The following is a 19,132-nucleotide window of genomic DNA, read 5'->3' on the forward strand; positions in this document are numbered from 1 at the left end:
AATAGCTTACCTTTTTGGACCATAACTTTGTCGAGGAGGATTCCTCAAAGGCCTTTCAATAGAACTCACTATAACTTTTATCGATTTAGCACCTAAAATTTGACCATTGGATTCAATTACACACTCCATATAGTGAGTGCCTCTATACCCACAATGTTCTTCACAAACATCACTAAGTTTGAATGATCTAAAATGACCTAAGTCATTGGCGATTGATGCTTCTTTTTCTTTGTTTCTAACCATCCACTTTACCGTTGAGTTGGTCGGATAGCTATTGGTATTAGCGATAGAGAAATCTAAATGTTCACCTAGAAATCCGTGAATAATGTCACCGGATGAGTCTTCTAAGAACCTATTATCTCGGTCTTTTTTCCGAATATTTATACTTGGTACAGTAGTAAGTGCTGGAAGGTTAGTAACATTCGCTAACTCTTCTACTTCTGCAAAAGGTGGGTATATATGTTCAAAAATAGTTGACCAAGATGGATGTGCTTCCATTGCTGATTTACAGTTGTTAGCCTGAATTAGGCTATCTAGTAAAAGTGCTAGTTGTTCACTTAGTCTTGCTTTATCTTTATCAGTACCACCGATTAAGTCATCGCCATTTATTGGACTAAGAATTTTATTATTTTCTTTTAAAAAGTGGAGTAGGTTGGCTGAATTTTTTATAAATACATCGTCATCTTGCTCAAAGTCATCAAATTTATTGGCTATGAAAACAGTGATTGCAATCGATGGAAGCTTAACTGCTCGAAGTGCAGCCCAAGTCTTAATGTTTTTAATACATCTTCTTAAGCGTGCTTTTTTTTCTGCTGGATAAGTACTTATTTTTTTGTCGAACCAGTCTTGCAAAGATTTCGGATCACTGTCTATCCAACCTAACGTTTCTGTTGCTAAGCGACAAGTTTCAGTCTCTTTATCAAAATAATATAGCGGAAGATCAATATGAAAGTTGCCTGGAAAGCAAACTCTCTCACAGTTCGGCTTTGAATCAGCTAACTTTGCATCATTATTAGCACTACAATAGCGCGTCAACACAGAACGAAAAATTGATTTAGCATCACTTGCCCGAATACCTTGAGACTCAGCATTGAACATTAAATAAACACCAGCATCAATATCAAAATCTTCATCCATTCTAACAGGACGAATTAGAGTATGATTCGGATACGATCCTTGGAGGCTGTATCTTACTTTTACGCCAAGACTATTTGATAACTCACTCTTTAAATATTGAAGTAGATGATCTTTTTTCGAGCGAGCATAGTCAATTTGTTCATCTAATAGCGTAACTCGTTTATTAAGTGTTTCCTTTTTTTCGTTTGAGGAAATAAACATATGTGCACTTTTTCCCATGAAATCCTTCTCCTATAATATTTTTTAATAGTGCAAGTTTTAATTCAACTCATCAGCTCTTTTTAACTCTTGAAAAAACATTTTTGAAAATGGAGCTGAGTGAAAAAGTTGGTATTTATTGTTTTCTTTCTTTAAGAAAAAACCCTTGGAATATGTGATATCTGTCTTATGACGATCAATGCCATTAACTTCCACGTTATCATCCAAGCAAAGGATGAAGTCAATATAATCATAAATTTTTTTGGATGAATCTTGTTCAAATATTTGATACTCTCGATCAAACTTTAAACCTGAACGCTCGAGAACGGTACTTGTTTTACCACTAATTTTGTAGCAGAACATGCCACAAACAAGATTAGGCATTCTTTGTTTTAATTTTTTTGATTTTTCTTCAAAATCGCTTATTTCGGTTAACTTTGCGTTTGTTTTAACTTCAATTATAGCTGCACATTCTTCTGAACTTATCCGTATCTGACGACCAAGAGAGCTATTCAGAGTACCTCTTTTTCGCAGAATAATGTCATGTTGGCCAAACTCTTGATCTTTAAAGTAAACCTCTCCTTTATGAAGTCTATTAGCTAAGTTATCAATTCTTGACCTGATTTCAGAATGAATAAACTCTTCACGAGCGTCACCAAGAACTCCTTTGTGGTTATATTTTTCAACGGCTCTTGACTGCAACCTTAGTAGATCATCAATGTATTCATATAGATATTCCACGGCTAGCATTTATCCTTAAGTATTTTCCATATCAGCATTATCTTTAAGCCGTCATTGGTTGTTCAGTCGTCACCATTGCATTGGCATTCACCGCTCGTATCGCCCCAAACAGCTCGACCACTTTGCCTTCATCAAAAAAGCCGTAGGCGCTTTCGCCGTGGTAGTCAGTAAAAGGCGGTTCGAATATATGTGCCATATCTAGCACACCATTATTAACTAGGTAATCAATAACTTGGTTTACAAAGTTAATTTGTTCGGCGTTATATATCCCTTCATCTAAAAAGCTGCTGAAGGCTTCCTTAGCGGCATTCAAGTCCATGCCCACCAATTGCCGAATAAAGGTGCCTAATGGCTTTTCTTGTAATATTTGGTGACGATAGGCTTCTATGTCACTCATGCCGCTGGCATCCAACAGCAAACCTTCGAGAACGTCCAAGTCGGCTTGGGTAATGGGTTTATTCCGCTTGAGTTTTTGAATGGTCAGTTGATCTTGATGATCTTGAATATACAGTTCAATTTTCTTGCGGTATTGGGCTAAATCCATCGTAGGATTTTGATACACGGCTGTTACGTCATGTACACCTTGTACTTCATCCACAAATTGGGTGTATACCACCTCTTTTTTATCTTTATCCAATGCAAACATTAGGTTACGCAAGCGCTTACGAATATCTTCTAATGTCGTTACATGAATATCTTGCCAAAACTCATGCACTTGAATGTCTTGAATTAACTGTAACTGTGCTTGTACGGCAGGGATGGTGGACTTGGCCTCAAGTTGCTGGGCGATTTCCATCACTCGTTGCCGACTCAGTTCTGGCAGCATGCCTTTTTCAAGTAAGGCTAACTGCATGGTTAGCATCAGATTGTCAAAACGATTGGATAAATTATTAATCTGCTCATCCTGATTAAAAGCGTCGGCTTCTGTGGGGAGTGCCGAGACGTGGCTTTCAAGCTCAGTAAATTTTGCATCATCAATATGATCCCAAAAACCGCGTTCCAAAAACGGTTCAACCTTCTGACGTTTGGGCCTCACAATAAAATTATCAAGGTTCATGCCCGTTACTTGATGATGCAGCATATCCAGTTGATAGTTGTTCAAGTCGCGCAGTAGCTCGCAATCTTCTGGGTATTTATCGCGGTAGGTTTCATCTAGCAAGCGGGCATTGAGCAAGGTACTTAATTGCACCCGCTTTTCAAACACTTGCTGCATAACTGGTTTTGTAATGCCTACGGGTAAACCTTCAGGGTTGGCGTCAAAAAACTCAAAGTTTTGGCAATAATCAAATATTTTAAAAGTGGTTTTGTCATCACCTGGGCCAAATAAATTGGGGCATAAACGGGTGCCTCTGCCAACCATCTGAGTAAATTTGACCTTAGAGCGAACCACTTTAAAAAACACCAAATTGACTACTTCAGGCACATCAATACCTGTGTCAAGCATATCCACCGATATCGCAATCCGGCAGGTGGGATTCTTCGGATCAAAGTCTTTGCGCTCGTTTTCATCGCCGCCAAACTCATCGATCAAACTTTGGGCATAGGTTTCTTTAAAGGTGATCACCCGCGCCAGCTTTCCTGCCCATTTGGGGTAGTTTTTATTAAACATTTTTTCAAGGAATACCGCATGATCATTGTTGGCCGCAAAGATGATAGTTTTACCTATCACATCGCCACCTTCCACATGAATGCCCCCAAGCGGCTCTTTACTCATCAGCTGGGCAAACATCTTCTCGGCGGTATCTTCATTGAACAGGAATTTATTTAATTCAGACGGCAAAACCTCATCGCGGCCCTCAAGCTCGGGTTTACTTTCCCACTCCTGTTTTTCCTCATCCGATAATGCTTGATACTTCACCCCATCGCGCAAAAACTGCGTCGCGACCGAAATCTTAGTCGGTGGCACTAAGTATTTTTCGGCATAGGCGCTGCCGTCTTCATAGGCATAGGTGGGCATGCCTTTTTGTAAGTCAAAAATGCCGTAAGTGTCTTTTTCAACTTCATCTTTTGGAGTGGCGGTTAAGCCTACTAACAAACCGTCAAAGTAATCAAAAATTTGGCGATACTTTGAATACACAGAACGGTGGGCTTCATCGACAATGATTAAATCAAAATGCCCCACACCAAATGGGCGATCATCGGCACCTCGGTCGAGTAGGTTTTTCATGGTCGGGTAAGTGGCAAAATACAAGCGACTGTCAATGCTATCTTTGCTTTGGCCTGAGCTTAAAACAGAACAACTGACACGGGGTAATAGTTTAACAAAGTTCTTTTTTGCTTGGCTTAATAAGGCGTTACGGTCGGCTAAAAATAAAATGTTTTTTATCCAATCGTTTTTAACCAGCAAGTCAACCAGACTGATCACGGTACGGGTTTTGCCAGTACCCGTAGCCATTACCAGCAAAGCTTTGCGCTGATGTTCCAGCTCAAAGTGCTGTAAAATATGGGTAATGGCCGCTTTTTGATAATGGCGGTTGGTAATCTCTTCACTAATTTGTGCGGTGAGCTTTTTGCCTATACCCGCATCGTCGCTAAAGAATGACAATCTGTCATCGCGACGTTTTATCATTAGCGCTAATTCATCTTTGGTATAAAAGCCCTGCACTTTACGCGGTGGGTAAAAGGCATCATCCCACAAACGAGTTTCGTAACCGTTGCTGTAAAAAATAATCGGCCGCACACCGCACTGTTTTTCTAAACAATCGGCATACAGCTTGGCTTGTTGTTGGCCATCTTCTGGGCGGCGACTGGTACGTTTGGCTTCCACCACCGCCAGCGCGGTGCCGTCATCGCCCCACAGCACATAATCTACAAAACCATTACCTTGCGGATTCGCCGCCGAAATAGGCATATCAGTGACCGGATATTCGCGGTCGCGCTTATCTTTAAGCGGCCAACCCGCCTCATCTAGCAGCGCATTGATGAGATAATCACGGGTTTCGGTTTCGTTATAGTCGTGGCTGTTCTGCATGCTATCGGCGGCTTGCTTGGCCTTGGCAATTTGCGCAAGCAAAGCTTCGTTCTGCGCCTTTAGCGCGGCATTTTCATTCAGCTGTTGCTGATACTCATCACGCTTAACGCTGTCGCTTTCGGCGAGCTGTTTTTCAAGCTCTTGCACCCGCTTAATGCTGCTGATAGCTTTAGTGACGAGGCCCGCATCAATGGCGAGCTTTTGCGGTACTAGGGCTTCATCAAAGGGCGCGATGGTAAAGTGGGTTTTATCGAGCGTTGGCGTATAAGTGCGCATAAACCAATACAGCACATGGTGCAACTCTTTGACCGCTTGCAACGCATCCCGTTGTGGCGGGGTACTTTTGCCGTGCACCGCCTCGTTACCGATTTTGATGATGAGTTTAAGCTTGGGGAATAAGTGACTGGCAAGATTATCTTTAAAGCCTTGGTCATGGATCAGCGACATTAGGGTCGCATCATGGCGCGGCCGTTTTAGCCAGTTGTCGATGTCAAACACGGTTTCAACCATTAACTCCAGCGCATTGCGGGCATAAAAGCCTGCGATGCGTGGGTCGCTTTTAATATTGGCCTCGGCGCTTTGGGCGCGGGCCAGTATTTCGGCGCAATGTAGGCTAAAGAGATTGGCCTCCTTGCTTACCTTGGCATTTGTGGCATTCGCTGTATTAGCGGTAGTATTCGCCGCGCTAAGCAGCTCAGCCATAAACGCAAAGTTACTAGTACCCAGCGCTACACTGGCGGGGTTTACCGTACTGCCGGAAGGAGTGACCGTCTCTGACATGTAATTTCCTTTTACATCTTATTAAGTTTTCGCATTAACGAGGTTAAGTTCGCCGCTAAAGGCTTTTTGCATTAGAGCGTTGAATAGATGGTCTATCTCTCGCGAATACTCATCCAGCTGATGAGAAGATTCTCTATAGCAGGCAATAGTTTTGCAGAACAAACGCTGCATATCTATCGGGGGCAATGGGATTCCAAGTGAAGATAAGATTTTTTGGTTGATATTTTGGATATTAGCGCCTTGACCACCTTCCAACAAAGCTTTTTTCATTGATGGCGCTCTTAACATATAATTCAGCCATTCAGGTTCAATTGAGTCGCTTTCGACTCTATACCTGATACAAAAACCACTGAAAGTTATTGCTACATCCTCAGGGTAAATGGAGATACATCGCCCAACCAAAGCCTTATTACCATTTGATCGAACAAAGACCAAATCGCCATTCTTTAACAAATAATCATCCGCTGGGAGACTATTGACATCAACAAACCCAAGATTATCTAACTTTCTAATGGTAGATAAGGACTTAAAGTCTCCAACACCTAAATATTTTAGGCTTATCCCTGAATCATCTTTGGTAAAATTGAGTCCATTCTTAAAAGAACCGTGGCTAGGTAAATATGTAAGATTCCAGCCTTTCGGATTAGTCACGGGATCGCCGAACATCTCAATAAACACTGACTGGGCGAGGCTGTTTAGCTCTTGCTCCAAAAGCTTACAGTCTTTACGCAGTTGGTCGGCTTTTTCTAACACCGCTGCAATTTGCTTTTGGGTTTCCAGAGGAGGGAGTGGTAGTTCACTATCATTAATTATTTTATCTGACACAGCTGGATAGCTAGCACCTGTAGACTTATTAACCATATCGGATACAAATGTAGTAGACTCGACCCAATATCGAAGATATGTTGAATCTAATTTTTCCTCATTCGACCTTAATACGCAGAATCCCGTAGATGCAGTAGCTCCATCCAATTCCTTTGGTACGACTGCAATTCCGTTGAGATTCGGTCTTACAGTTGAAATCAACACATCACCAGTCTTAACAAGTTGCCTTGCACGGCTCGGAGCCTCTGAAGAAGAAATATCTTGAACCAAATCGAGACAAATTTCTTTTTTATCTTTGTCCAATGAACCAAGATCAATGTACTTAAATGTCGTTAACTGTTCAGACTTTAGTGGATTCCAAGTCTTAATCTTATCTACGTTTTGTCCAATTGTCGCCCAAGTGAAACTCACAGCAATTTCTCCAAATCTTGTACACCCTTTGTCATATTTTCTTGCAGGGTTTTAATCCGCGCTAAAATCACTTTGGGTGAGTCGTATTGCACTGCTTCATACACCACTTGCTTGTATTTATTCAGGCTTAAATCGCATTCGTTAGCGGTAATCTCAGCCACTGGCACCATGAAGCTTTGCTCGGTGGTTTTGCGGCTATGCTCTGGGCTAGCAAGGTTAGGCGTGCCATCGGCATGGGTTAAGCTGGTAAAACGGGTAATAATGTCGGCAATGTTGCTTTGCTCGTGGGTCGGCTGCCCTTTACTACCATCTGGGCCATCTTTAAACAGTGGCGTGCGTTTATCATCCAGCGAGTAACCATCGGCCTGCATATCGTAAAACCACACGTTATCGGTGCCACCGGAGTTGGTTTTGGTGAAGATTAAAATCGCGGTGCTCACCCCTGCATAGGGCTTAAACACCCCAGATGGCAGCGAGATAACCGCCTCAAGCTTTTGCTCGTTAACCAGTTTTTCGCGAATGCTTTTGTGGGACTTGGTTGAGCCAAATAATACCCCGTCTGGCACAATCACTGCGGCGCGGCCACCGACTTTAAGCATGCGTAAAATCAATGCTAAAAATAGCAGCTCGGATTTTTCGGTCGGGCCCTTGGCTTTCACTTCAACGAGGGTTTCAACCCCGTCTGCATCGATTTCGGTTTTGTATTTTGGCGCGACTTTTTTGGCGGCAGGGTTTTTACCGAGGGCGCGCAGTAAATCCGGCGCAATAATGTCAAAATCGACCGAGCCCTTAAAGGGCGGGTTGGCCAAAATCAAGCTATAGGCTTCGCGAATATTGGCATCGCCTTGGTCTTGTAAACTATCGCGATACAGCACAGTTGGGTTTTCAATGCCGTGCAGCAGCATGTTCATCGCCCCGATGCGCAGCATACTTTTATCAAAGTCAAAGCCGGTGAACATGGCATTATTAAAGTGCTGGCGATTGGCAGGCTTATTAACCTCTTGCTTGTAGCGGTGTTCAACGTATTCGAGCGCCGCCATTAAAAAGCCACAGGTACCAGATGCAGGATCACAGATGGTGTCGCCAAGCTTTGGTTGCATTAGCTCAACCATCATTTGAATGATGTTGCGCGGGGTGCGGAACTGGCCGTTGACGCCCGATTGTTGCAATTTACTCAGCAGGTATTCGTATAAATCGCCTTTAGTGTCTTTGTCGTCCATGTTGATGGCGCTGAGCAGTTGCACCACTTGGTCGAGCAATTTAGGTGACGGGATCATAAAGATGGCATCTTTCATGTGCTCGGCAAAGCTGCCTTCATGGTGCAAGTTTTTGATTTTGGGAAACACCTGATTTTGGACTATGTCCATCATCACATCAGGATCTTTATCTTTAAAATGACTCCAGCGCAGTGCTTGTTCATCAGGGCCAAAGATAGGGTTAGCTACAGGAATGCCCGTGGCCTGCGCGCGCCGCTCTGCGGTGCGCTGTAGCTCATCTAAACGGCGGATAAATAACAGATAAGAGATTTGCTCAATCACGGAGATAGGGTTGGCGACCCCACCAGTCCAAAACATGGTCCACACTTGGTCGATTTGATTGCGTATTTTGCCTGTTAACATTTTATCTCTCTGTATTCAATATCGCGAATCAAGCGGGGTATGGGCCACTTGATATGAGCCGCTTGATATAGGCTGAAGCCTTAACGTTTGGCGGCTAAAAAATTGGCCTCATCATAGCAGTAAATTTGCGTTATGTTATGGTAATAGGTCAACTTTTTTAGCCAGTTATCTGCATCAGTTAAAGGTTATGGAAGGTAAAATTTGGAGGATTAACTTGCTATTTTTTCGGCATAACCTTATCGTCAAACTAAGAATTACTTAGTTTTTGGTGGGTGATGGCATTTTTATTTTCCCCTAGAGCGCGTGCATTTATTGATGAATCGCTTGAAAGTTATTTGCTTCGAATCGTATCGGAGAACTTTTTTGATTCTTACCAGCAGCTCAGCTTGGCGATCAGAGAAGAGCTACATGAGCTCGACTTTGAGGCACATGGGGCTTTTCCTATCGAGCTAAAACGCCTCAATATTTATCATGCTAAGCACAATAGCCACTTTAGGATGAGGGCGTTGGGCTTACTTGAATCCCTTCTTGGTTTACCTCCCCATGAACTGGAGAAAATAGCCCTATTTAGATCGAACAGAGTTTTTATTGGGTCTAGCGTTGCGGTGCATCGTAATGGTATCGATATTCCTTTAAGTTTTATCCGTTATGCAAATGAGGATGATGTTGAGAGTGTGCCCGTTTGCCCTCAATGCTTAAAGGATGAGCCTTATATTCGGCAAGTTTGGCATTTAAAACCATATGCTGCCTGTGCCAAGCATGAGTGCGAATTGATTCATCATTGCCCCGAATGCAAAGCGTCGCTCAACTATATTGAGAATGAATCAATTGGCTATTGTTCCTGTGGATTTGAGCTTTCAAAAGCAGCAGTTATTAGCGCTAAACAGCCAGATCTCATGTTAGCGAGGAGCATTATTGGTGGTGATGTGACCTCTACAAATCCGCTTCTTCATGAAGTATCTGCAACTCATCGGCTTGCGGCTCTACTTTGGTATCAAAAGCGCTATTGCAAAAGTAAAGAAGCTTCTTTTAGCGATGCGGTGGAGTATTTTGATAACTGGCCTGAAAACTTTTATCAAGAACTGGATCAGCTGACGCAAGGCGCTGAATTAAGACTGATAAAGCTATTTAACCACACTGCATTTCGATTTATTTATGGTGAGTTAATTCTGCATTCCCGCTGTTTGTATCCAGAGGATAAAGATCCACATTTTATCTATGCTGCTTTAATGCGTTATTTGCAAAGATTAGTTGAGCTACATCCTAAATCGAAAAAGCCTAACGTGGCTGATACGCTAGTGACAGTTGCAGAAACGGCGGTTTTACTGTCAACAACCCAAGAGCAAGTTTATCGGCTTCATCAAGATGGGATATTAACGTCGGCGTTTAGGCAAAAAATGAAGCAGAGGATTGACCCACATGTTGGTGTTTTTTATTTAAGGCAAGTGATCGAGTACAAAAGCAGCTTCGGCAGTGATAGACAGGGGATGTACTTATCGGCATGGTAAAGAATTTACATTTGCGAGAACTGCTAGATATTGAAGATGTTCAAGCACGTTCGGCAGCGTTGAGGCGTGCATTTGCTGCTTATACAGAACCGTTAGATGTGACTGGCGAGGAAAGCTCTGCCCTAATTATTTTGCTTAATCTTACCTATCCGAAAGAGTTGGTGGATGACTTACTCGATAAAAGGTTAGCTAGAACAACTGTTAACAACCAAACCCATATTGATGTTTGCATTGACGAAGTACAATGGCTGCATACCCATAATCTCAAGTACCCAGATATTCGGGTCAGTAAACAAAGGCTCGTTGCCTCCAGTCCTCAAGTACATCCTAATATGTTGAGTAGCGCTAATTACCAGCGTACTTTAGGGTGGTCTCATGACAGTGCTAAAGTCAATTTCGCCAAGCTGTTTGGCTGCCATTTTATTTGGCAAGGTAAAGTAACTTGCCTTGCAACGTTAATGTGTGAAGCACCAAAACACTGGAAAGAGGCTTTTCAAGAACTTGGCATGCCTGTTAAACAGTTTATGAATATTTGCGGCAGGGTGAAGCATTTTTTACCTGCGCAGTTAAGCCCAGATAAAGTCGATAAATACTCCGTACAGGTTCGAATGCCATACCGTGATGGATATATAGCGGTTACCCCCGTTGTAAGCCATGCACTTCAGTCTGAACTCCAGCAAGCAGCAATCAAAAAACAGGGCCGATATACTAGTCTTGAGTTTATTCGTCCCGCGGCAGTCAGTGAGCTAGTCGCATCTCTTGGCGGTAATGTTAAAGCTCTGAATTATCCCCTTCGTGTTAATAAAAAAACTCACGGATTAGGCGATAATTTACTGGCTAGGGTTTTATCTGGTCAGGATGTATTGAATCAAAATGTATTGTCACAGCCTCGATTTTTGAGGGTATTGGATGAACTGTTATCGAGTGAATCAGCGTTGGCGTTAAAGCAACGCAGGCAACAAAAAGTCGCTAACCTTAGACAGATAAGAGCGATGTTATCTGAGTGGCTTGCGCCAATGTTGGAATGGCGATTAGAGGTTAAAGAGGGGCCGATTCTTCTTAGCGAGCTTGAGCCTATTAATGGCTCATTAGAGTATCAGTTTTTAACCTTTGAGAATGAGCTATTACCTGAATTGCTGCTGCCTCTGTTCGGCAGATTGAATTCGGTGATGTCGCATTCAGCAATGATAAGTCAGTATGCCTTTCATCTGAGACTGATGCCCCTTCTTCGAAATAGCTTGAAATGGTTGTTAACTCATTTGGCTTATAAAGAACCTTTGCTACAAAATGATGCTGAAGATGAGCATTTCCAGCGATATTTACATTTGAAAGGTATTCGAGTGTTTGATGCCCAAGCTTTATCTAATCCGTATTGTGTTGGCATTCCTTCTCTCACAGCTGTTTGGGGAATGATGCATAACTACCAGCGGCGATTAAACGAAGGCTTGGGTACTCAGCTTAGATTCACCTCATTTTCGTGGTTTATTCGTCAGTACTCATCTGTCTCGGGCAAAAAACTGCCTGAGTACGGCATGCAAGGAGCGAAAGAGAATCAATTTAGACGAGCTGGAATAATTGATAATCGACATTGTGATTTAGTGTTTGATCTTGTCATTCATATTGATGGTTATGAAGACGATTTAGCGATCTTAGATAATCGAACTGAAATGTTGAAAGCAAGTTTTCCAGCGAACTTTGCCGGTGGAGTAATGCATCCTCCCGAGTTAGATGCTGTTGGTGCGTGGTGCCAGCTTTATCAATGTGAAGCTGAACTTTTCTCAACATTGAAAAGACTGCCTATGTCAGGAAAATGGATTATGCCGACTAGATATTCAATGGGTAATGTTAGTGATCTTCTGTTTCTGCTGGATAAAAATTCTTCGCTGTGCCCCACTATGTTTGGCTATTTACCATTGACTGAACCCGTTAACCGAGTCGGTAGTTTAGAGCCTTTGCATTGCTATGCTGAGCCAGCACTTGGCGTAGTTGAGTGTGCATCGGCAATTGAGATAAGGTTACAGGGGCAGATAAACTATTTTAAGAGAGCGTTTTGGATGTTAGAGGCAAAAGAGCATTCAATGCTGATGAAACGGATTTAAGGAAGGTTTATGGAGTTATGCAATGTTTTAAAGTATGACCGATCCCTCTACCCAAGTAAGGCGGTATTTTTCTATAGAACGGCCGATTCTGATTTTGTTCCTCTTGAAGCTGAAATCACTCGTATACGTGGTCAAAAAGCTGGATTCACTGAAGCATTTACTCCTCAATTTAAATCGAAAAACTTAGCACCCCAGGACCTTACACACTGTAATCCTCTAACGATTGAAGAGTGTTATGTTCCGCCAAATGTAGATCACATCTATTGCCGCTTCTCGCTAAGAGTACAAGCTAACTCGCTCAAACCCTCTGGCTGCAGCGATCCTGAAGTTTCTAGTTTGCTTGAGAAATTGTCCGCAGCATTTAAGGAGTGCGACGGTTACCAAGAGCTGGCGACCCGTTTTTGTAAAAATCTGCTGTTAGGAACTTGGCTCTGGCGTAATCAAAACTCTGGTAACACTCAAATAGATATTAAAACCAGTACGGGAAAGTGTTATCAAATCAGTAATACGAGGCAGTTAGCTTGGAATATTTGGTCTGATGAAGCTCGGATTGTTCTTGATGAATTAAGTAAAGAGATGCACTTAGCTTTGACTGATCCGAATGTATTTTGGAACGCCGATATTACAGCAAAAATTGAGACTGTCTTTTGCCAAGAGATCTACCCAAGCCAAACCTTTGGTGAGAAGTCCGCAGAAGGTGAAACTTCGAAACAGTTTACTAAGGTTAAATGTACTGATGGTCGTTATGCGGTGAGTTTTAATTCGGTCAAGATTGGTGCAGCTATTCAATCAATTGATAATTGGTGGGATCAGGACGATGTTAAACGATTACGAGTACATGAGTACGGTGCAGACAAAGAGCTGGGTATTGCACGACGCTCACCTGAATCTGCACTGAGTTTTTATACCTTATTTGTAAATACAGAGCTGTATTTAGCTGAACTCAATCAACAGGCAGCAGAGCCAGGGCATTCAATTCATCCTAATATTTACTATCTTTTTGCTGTCCTGATAAAGGGTGGCATGTTCCAGAAGAAAGCCGAAACGAAGAAGGCATAATATGCAGCGCTACTATTTTATGGTGCGTTTCTTACCACAAGAAGCAAACTTGGCCCTGCTAATGGGGCGTTGTATCTCAGTAATGCATGGGTACATCTGCAAACATGAAATTAAAGGTCTTGGGGTGACGTTTCCTGCTTGGTCGGACACCTCTATCGGTAATGTCATTGCTTTTGTTCATTCTGATAAAACTGTTTTGAGTGAGCTAAAGCAGCAATCCTATTTTCAAGATATGAAAGAATGTGGTTTTTTTAGCCTTGGTAATGTTGAAATTGTGCCTGATGATTGTGCTGAAGTGAGGTTTAAACGTAATCAGGCAATTGCAAAAATGTTTATCGGTGAAGCCCGCAGACGCTTAAAACGTTTGGAAAAACGAGCGTTAGCTCGAGGTGAGACGTTTAATCCTATAAAAAATACTCAGCCAAGAGAGTTTAACATTTTCCATCGTATAGCAATGAGCAGCAGTAGTAATAAGCAAGATTACCTTCTTCATATTCAGAAAATGGTAGCAAAGAAGCAAACTGAATCATTATTTAGTAGCTATGGATTTGCCAGCAATCAACAACAAAATGGAACAGTACCGGAGCTATCTCGTCTTGTAGATAAGATTTGACCTTTTGGTTTCGTGATTGCGGTAATTTTTTGATTGTAAGGCTAATTATCTGTTTGAGAAATTATATGGTTATTTCCTTGATTTTGGCTCTAGTAATTGATTTTATATAGGTTTATTTTATAAGTGTATAGTGACCTGCCGAATAGGCAGCTGAAAATTGGGAACTTCACAATAACAGTTGTTGGTTCAGGTGACCTGCCGTATAGGCAGCTGAAAATAAAAACAATCGTTTCGACGTTTATGTTAATACAGCAAACTGCCGGATAGGCAGTAAAAGCCTCTTCTTACCCAATGTGGGAAGAGGCTTTTTATTGGCAATGCCCCCATTTTCGGTGGATAATTGTTTGAGTGGAAATGTGCCTTTTTAAGCTCTTCATAGCCATTAAAAAGCCAAAATTTGATCAATTTTGAGGAAAATCACTACCAACCAGACGGTAGAAGTAACAATAAAAATTGATCAATCTCTAGCAAGCTTTTGGGGGAAATGATGCTCAGAAAAGATTAGGTTGGCTAATGTTAACCAGTGCATCTAATCACGTAATTTTTAAATGTTTGTACATTTTATTGAATTTTAGTTGGATGAGTTATCTATGAGTCAATTTGAAATTGATAAAATTAGAAGTTGGACTAACAAAGAGATAGGCTCCCCTTACTTGTTAATTTCCCAGGAAGATAGCTCCTTACACTTAGGTTACTATGCTGGAATGGGAACCGCTGATAGCACGCCAATAGAACAATTGCCCCCAATTTATAAAGAAATCATTGGTGCATGGTTAGAATCTGGAGTGTTAAGGCAAGCTGGTGAATCGTTCCCACTTTACCCAGGAAGTCACTTGTTCAAAAGACTGATCCTAGATTATTCGGATTGAGTCGATATTTATCCAAGAGCACTGCACCAACAATCTGTGCGTAGGTTATGACCTATGATCAAAGTTTGTTGGCTCATTAGCACATAGGCTGATGGCTTTTGGCACGCTTAGGGACAAAAACGAGCTAGATTCCTAACTCTAATTTATGAGTTTCGGATTAAAATTTGTATGGGGTAACGTCCGTATTTGGTGCCGGATTGAAGCGCAGCGTAACGGAGGTTCTAGCCTTACTTGTTAGAGGGATTTTTGGCAGCATCTTTCATAACTTTAATCCAACTCTGCCTCAAGTTCCTCAAAGAAACTCAGTATTTCTTCGCAGAATTTTAGAGCTGGAACACCCTTACTGATAAATTTTCCAATTTTAAAGTCGGCTGGAAGATCACTGCCGGTTACCATAACCTCAATTCCACCATCATGGGTGCTACGATTTCTAAATTTATAGAGTTTTGCCATTAATTCGGACAAAGCAGACGTTTTGATAAAACCAGATTTCTTATGCCTCTTGACATTTACATACTTTGTTAATGCTTCTAATCTCTCACAATCCTCTAAGGGCTCACCTGTTTCCGGGTGACAAAATCCGTAGTGCAAATATGAAGCTTTAAATTCTAAATATCCATACGACGAATTCAGAAAGGCCCCAAGCAACCAACGAAATTTATTTTGATCAGTTTCTTCCTTTAATAAATCGTAGAAATACTTACACTCAGCTAATTTTTCACCAAGTGTTGGAACCGCCATTATATCAAGGTCTTTCAGATATTCTGTCAGGTCTGCCACGGTTTGACTCCCTCTAACGCCCACTTAAACGGTGAAAAATTAATGGAATTTTTGCGGCTCTTTGCAAAAATCGACACAATTTTGAATCCGATTTCAAGTGCTTGTGTACGCCCAGCATGGGCATGAACTAATGAGGTGAAAGTCCTCTGTAGGAAGGTCACCGTTCAATAACATACTGTTATTAAACGTTAACTACTAGCGAATGGCAATGGCTTATCCGCGAGGATTGGTCTGAAGGAAGCCGCTAGCAAATTTGCGAGCTGATGAACAAGAACATCATATGAGGCGTAGGCTAAAGGTGAGTTGGCAAGGCCTCCCCCACGCAGTAAGGGGACAAGACGACGAAACCACATGATCTAATGGCCACCGTAAATGATGCAGCAGTGTAAAGATAGTTCATGCTCCCCCTTCGGTTAATAAAGAGTGGGGAGATCTGCTTAACGCTCTGCATAAAAGTCTCTTTAAAATAAGACCTTAGCCCGCTCAAATTCTCAATCCGCTATTTACATAATAAAGTGTCAACAACCAGCTTCGGGCTTGTTCAACACTTGGGATAAGGTCGCGGCTACGCGCGGCCTATCCTTATTTGTTAGGCTTGCAATCGATCAAAATGATCTTTGATTTCATTTTTTAATGTTTCAGAGAGGTTTACATCTAACTTGGTAAAGTCGAAAACTTGAGATGCCTCAGTTCCAGGCAAGGTATCGTATGGCTTACCCGTCGTGCGAAGCACATCCAATATAACTTTAAAAACCTTCTCTTTTTCTAATAGTTCTTTATTCCAGCTGTAATACAGCATAGGGTTTTCAAATCTATCTAAGCAGAGAATGATCAGTTTTGCTGATTTTTGTACCTCCGTGAATCGCTCTGGGTTGGCGATGATATAGCTTTGTTTTGTTTGATCCAAAATACTTTTTAATAATGCAAGTGAGCTGCTGTATTTTTCTATTTCATCTTCGCTTCGCTCGTATGGTCCCACGCTTGGGAATCTAACTTCAGCTAGGGATTTTTCATCTACAAATGTAGCCACAAACACATCAATCTCATGATAGCACTCTTTTCCAATTGATTGCGGTGTTAACTGATCAGCGACAATAATTAGCGGGACAAATTCTTCGAGAAGTGATGTTGGCAGATGAAGATCTTGTTTAATTTCTACAAACCCTAATCTGATCAAATTATGAATTAGAGCTTTAACCATAGGTGAAGGCTGCTCAACGATGCTTTTTAACTGCTGCTTTATACTTCCATCATCTTTCATCTCAAAATTTGATAGGATGTAAAACTGTCTCATCAATTGTAGCTCATCTACACTGAGCTCTTTTAATGATCGGATAAAGTATTTTTTATGAGCTGAGCTTACGCTTCCTGAGATAATTGACTTCATTAAAGATGAGTAATAATCAACTTTATCATCCTCTTCATCCTGAAGCATGCTCTTAAGCAATGAGTAATAATCATCTTCCGAGAATTCGACTTTCAGATTATCAGTAGACTCTTGAGCACCAGAGCCCTCCTTAAGTAGATTCTCGTGAAACCTTTCTAACCTCTTTTCATTCCTTTCTTCATAATACCTCTTCCCATAATTGACTAGAGCTTTGACTGAATCATAGGCGATTCCCCCGCCAGGAATGATTGCACACCCCTCTCGAGCGAGAGTGTCAGCTATGGACATTGCTGTATCTTTTTCTTTTTTATTTTTCATTCAATACTTAAAATTCGAGGAATTGCATATGAGCCTAACGCCTAAATCAGGCGCGCCGTAGGCGCCGTCTGGATTTTTGTTATGTTTCAGTGCTTAATAGTTGACTTATCAACGTTTTTACAATGTGCCTCGAAGCTCCACCAACCGTTTTCTCATTTGTTCGGTGCTCTAGACCAATACCTGCAAATTTGTAGAAATCATTCAGCGTAGGATTCTCTGAATTTATCTTATCAGGCCCCTGAAATAAAGCACCACCACTCATCCCTCTTAGTGAATAAGCCTTACTTTTAAAGCCTTCTTGCTCATAAGTAACATTTTCATTATCAAAATGTCCTTTAATAAAATCTTCTGTCTCTTGAATTAATTCGACCCCTAAGCATAAGAATCTAGCATTAGTCCACTTTAAAGTTCCATCTTCTAACACGCTAAGATCATTAGTAATATGCTCTTCTGAAGCTTTAGTTCTATGATATTTTTCTTTAGCTTTCTTTTTTGGGAAACCTATCCACCCAAAAGCTTCAGATTTAAAATTTGTTGTTGACTCTTCCGCGTCAAGATCAAAATAATTTTTATGCTCAAATGGAGCAGTCGTATTGCAAATTCCAATATCGTGTTCTTTAAATATTCGAGAGCGCTTACATATTTCATTTAACGAAATGAAGGAACCATGTGTAGACAGGAAGCCAATATTATCAAGGCGTGTTTCATTAAGTAGCACTGCGTGTGCAGCAAAAACACAGAAATATTCATCTCTATACTTTACAAATGTCGCTGTTGAAGAAAAATTATATCCACCACAACCATCTTTAAAGAAGAGTGGCTGAATAAATCTTTGTGCCATTCGCATGTATATATCTGCTTTATATTCTTCGTTCATTTTACCTCAACAAATATCGCTGAATCTGGAGATCATTAAAACATAACGCTTAGTTCAACGGCGCGCCTTTGGCGCGTCCGCAGGAGCTATTTATTAGTGTGTTGCTGTCTAAAAAATCTCCCGCCAAATCAAGTACGGAACGAACTTTTGAAACATCATCGTTAAGCTGAACAAACCATCGCTCGTAAACGTCACCACACTCAGTAAACATCTTTCTTAATGCGTCATTTTCAGCTTCCATAACTATCTCGTGCATGTACTTGGCATCGTGATTATGAGCTTCTGCGTAAAATGACTGCACCTTCGCATTAGAGAAAACACTATTAGACTTTTCAACTAGCTCAGCAGAGAGTGCCGCCAATTTGTTAGAAAGAACCATCGGATTTTCATGGGAAGCATTACCGATTTTCTTTACCGCATTGGTAAAAGGAGTTGGATCATCATCATGAATTTCCAGAAACTCGGCATTATCTACAATTGACTGATCAATTTCCTTTTTTAGATTCAATAATTGACCGTAAACTTCAACCCTTTTTGCAAACAACCCTTGATAAATCTCTTTTGAAATTGTGGTATATGTTTCGTATTTTAAAAACTCCGATTGTAGCTGCGCCTTAATTCTTTCGATGTCAGCGGTATACTGGTTCTTCAATGCTTCAATATCTTTGGCGCCGATATCTTTTACATGCTGAAGTTCTTTACTGCTTTCTGATTTAAATGATTCAAGTTGTAACTGATGTTTTGTCAGTTCGCCTTGTATGATCCTCTTAGTGCTTATGTGAGCCAGCCAACCGACCATAGCCACAAGAACGACCGATACTCCGCCAAGTGGAAGTAGTACTAATTTTACGATCTGATCAATTTCCATATACGGAGCCTTTAAACACTAACGTCTTAGTATTTATGCGCTGCGCTGTTTGCAGGGCATAAATCGCTTGTT

The 19,132-nt window shown here is 41.3% G+C and carries 14 protein-coding genes; 5 read left to right on the forward strand and 9 right to left on the reverse strand.

The genetic code is table 11. The annotated features are described in order from the left end of the window. Positions 1-6 precede the first annotated feature (6 nt). The 5 genes from Q4Q49_RS04970 to Q4Q49_RS04990 are packed head-to-tail and all read right to left on the reverse strand — an operon-like array spanning position 7 to position 8,682. Positions 7-1,356, reverse strand: coding sequence for a cyclic GMP-AMP synthase DncV-like nucleotidyltransferase (locus Q4Q49_RS04970; protein ID WP_311998775.1), 1,350 nt, complete (start codon positions 1,354-1,356; stop codon positions 7-9). Positions 1,357-1,395: 39 nt separating this feature from the next. Then, a complete protein-coding gene (locus tag Q4Q49_RS04975) occupies positions 1,396-2,076 on the reverse strand; it encodes a DUF6602 domain-containing protein (RefSeq protein WP_311998776.1) in 681 nt (226 codons plus the stop codon). 43 nt (positions 2,077-2,119) lie between these two features. After that, the gene (locus tag Q4Q49_RS04980; RefSeq protein WP_311998777.1) at positions 2,120-5,827 is read right to left on the reverse strand and encodes a DEAD/DEAH box helicase family protein; all 3,708 of its coding nucleotides are present in this window, start codon (positions 5,825-5,827) and stop codon (positions 2,120-2,122) included. Positions 5,828-5,848: 21 nt separating this feature from the next. After that, positions 5,849-7,063 (reverse strand): restriction endonuclease subunit S, encoded by a 1,215-nt coding sequence (locus Q4Q49_RS04985; RefSeq protein WP_311998778.1) that lies wholly within the window; start codon positions 7,061-7,063, stop codon positions 5,849-5,851. Next, entirely contained in the window at positions 7,060-8,682 is a 1,623-nt protein-coding gene (locus Q4Q49_RS04990) for a class I SAM-dependent DNA methyltransferase (protein WP_311998779.1), read from the reverse strand. Before Q4Q49_RS04990 ends, Q4Q49_RS04985 begins: the two co-directional genes overlap by 4 nt. 275 nt (positions 8,683-8,957) lie before the next feature. On the opposite strand from Q4Q49_RS04990, the gene Q4Q49_RS04995 reads away from it, so the two are divergent. The 5 genes from Q4Q49_RS04995 (at position 8,958) to Q4Q49_RS05015 (ending at position 14,830) form a co-directional block, all read left to right on the forward strand. Next, on the forward strand, positions 8,958-10,190 hold the full coding sequence (locus Q4Q49_RS04995; RefSeq protein WP_311998780.1) for a TniQ family protein: 1,233 nt from the start codon (positions 8,958-8,960) through the stop codon (positions 10,188-10,190). Then, on the forward strand, positions 10,184-12,289 hold the full coding sequence (locus Q4Q49_RS05000) for a type I-F CRISPR-associated protein Csy2 (protein ID WP_311998781.1): 2,106 nt from the start codon (positions 10,184-10,186) through the stop codon (positions 12,287-12,289). The genes Q4Q49_RS04995 and Q4Q49_RS05000 overlap by 7 nt, the downstream gene beginning before the upstream one ends. Before the next feature lie 9 nt (positions 12,290-12,298). Continuing rightward, positions 12,299-13,348 carry a type I-F CRISPR-associated protein Csy3 gene (gene csy3, locus Q4Q49_RS05005; protein ID WP_311998782.1) on the forward strand — a complete coding sequence of 350 codons (1,050 nt, stop codon included), beginning with the start codon at positions 12,299-12,301 and terminating at the stop codon, positions 13,346-13,348. 1 nt (position 13,349) lies between these two features. Beyond that, a complete protein-coding gene (cas6f, locus tag Q4Q49_RS05010) occupies positions 13,350-13,961 on the forward strand; it encodes a type I-F CRISPR-associated endoribonuclease Cas6/Csy4 (protein ID WP_311998783.1) in 612 nt (203 codons plus the stop codon). Positions 13,962-14,551: 590 nt separating this feature from the next. Then, complete coding sequence (locus Q4Q49_RS05015; protein WP_263208447.1) at positions 14,552-14,830, forward strand: hypothetical protein; 279 nt, start codon at positions 14,552-14,554, stop codon at positions 14,828-14,830. Positions 14,831-15,097: 267 nt separating this feature from the next. Here the strand turns inward: Q4Q49_RS05015 and Q4Q49_RS05020 are convergent, their stop codons facing one another. The 4 genes from Q4Q49_RS05020 to Q4Q49_RS05035 all read right to left on the reverse strand — a co-directional run bounded on the left by Q4Q49_RS05020 (position 15,098) and on the right by Q4Q49_RS05035 (position 19,060). Beyond that, positions 15,098-15,610, reverse strand: coding sequence for a hypothetical protein (locus Q4Q49_RS05020; protein ID WP_311998784.1), 513 nt, complete (start codon positions 15,608-15,610; stop codon positions 15,098-15,100). Positions 15,611-16,199: 589 nt separating this feature from the next. After that, entirely contained in the window at positions 16,200-17,315 is a 1,116-nt protein-coding gene (locus Q4Q49_RS05025; protein WP_311998785.1) for a hypothetical protein, read from the reverse strand. A gap of 79 nt (positions 17,316-17,394) precedes the next feature. Continuing rightward, positions 17,395-18,192: a hypothetical protein gene (locus Q4Q49_RS05030; RefSeq protein WP_311998786.1), complete on the reverse strand. Its 798-nt coding sequence runs from the start codon at positions 18,190-18,192 to the stop codon at positions 17,395-17,397. Positions 18,193-18,241: 49 nt separating this feature from the next. Continuing rightward, positions 18,242-19,060: a hypothetical protein gene (locus Q4Q49_RS05035; protein ID WP_311998787.1), complete on the reverse strand. Its 819-nt coding sequence runs from the start codon at positions 19,058-19,060 to the stop codon at positions 18,242-18,244. Between the last annotated feature and the right edge of the window lie 72 nt (positions 19,061-19,132).

The organism is Shewanella sp. SP1S1-7 (genome assembly GCF_031932105.1).
In the GTDB taxonomy this organism is placed as follows: domain Bacteria; phylum Pseudomonadota; class Gammaproteobacteria; order Enterobacterales; family Shewanellaceae; genus Shewanella; species Shewanella baltica.